At 34.4% G+C, this 1,339-nt stretch carries 1 tRNA gene; it reads left to right on the top strand.

The features are described 5' to 3' along the window. The first annotated feature begins 186 nt into the window (after positions 1-186). Positions 187-302: transfer RNA gene (locus ABWO04_RS11940), tRNA-OTHER, on the top strand. The last annotated feature ends 1,037 nt before the right edge of the window (positions 303-1,339 follow it).

Below are 1,339 nucleotides of genomic sequence, written 5' to 3'. Positions count from 1 at the left end.
GAAACTACTTATATTGGTCATAAACCATTAAATGGAAGAACTCGTCTCCGTCGAGAGGCCAAATTTTATGTGTTACACATTCTTTTGAAATACTCCTGAATAGGGGTAGTATTTAAATTTATCTTAGACCCTACTATAAAATCACCATAGATCACCTGGTTCAGATCTTGATATCTAACATCGATGGTCAGGTTGGCCGAGTGGTCTAAGGCGTCCTATGTAGCCATGAAGGCGAAATGCCCTTGGTATAACTCTGGGATGGCTGAAATATTGCCTCGTGGATTCGAATCCCACATCTGACGGGAAAACTTTTTGAAACTTTTAAGTTACCTTTAGACTCTTCATAACATATTTAATTACTATAAAATTTTTCGCAAAGAACAAACGTCACTTTACTTTGCCGTAAAACCGAACAAAAACTGGACTAGAGTTCAAGAAGAACAAAAATCCCGATAATCTCATTACAAAAACCAACAATAGAGGGCGCTGTTATAACTATCGATTGTTAAAAAATCACTTGAAATTAGACTAGATTACTAAAATATCAGAATTCTTAAGCAACCATGAAGCTAGAAAAACAAATAAATTGATTTAAAAAGCACCGATTCAAACCAAAAAGAGCAAACCCAGTCGAAAAGCCAAAAGTAAAAATGGAAAACTAAAATTGATAAAGTTAAGGCAAAAAGAGCTTTGAGAAGAAAACCTAGCAAAATTATTAAGTAACATTCCAATGAAACTAATAGTATTAGAATGCTTTAAGAATGCTTAGAAAGGAATAAGGTCTGGATCATGTAAATAACAGAGTACATTGATTCAATTTTTGAACGGGTAGGCTTTTGAGCCAACCCACTAAAATTTCATTTTAAAATTCGCCGACTTCCCTTGGGAATTTTCTCAGGAGAAGCCAAGCGAAAAGGAGATAAAAAGAACCGTTGTTGCCCATAATAAAGAAGCAAAAAGAAATAATCGTAAAATCACCCTAAGGAATAGAAATAAAAATTTGGAACGAGAATAATAAGGAGACGGGAAATTTTGAGGAAAATTTTTCATCTATCGAAAATATTTCAAAGAACCATAATACTAATAAAGACACTAATTATTAATTAAAATTGGGAAAATAACTTATTGGAAGCAAAGAAACATAGTATAAATTTCGGCTATGACTAACTCTGGGTTAAACATAATCCAGCAAAACCTATAAAATAAAATGTTGGCAAGATGGGATCGAACCCAGGCCTGATGTGTGGTCCTATGTTTCGACTTTTGGTCTCGCATAGCATGACACATCTCGGCCAACTTGCCCCCATTCAAGAGATAGTCGAAATTGTCGTCATTTCAG

It is taken from the genome of Flavobacterium sp. (genome assembly GCF_040382755.1).
Lineage (GTDB): Bacteria > Bacteroidota > Bacteroidia > Flavobacteriales > Flavobacteriaceae > Flavobacterium.
This window is presented reverse-complemented; position numbering and strand designations above follow the sequence as displayed.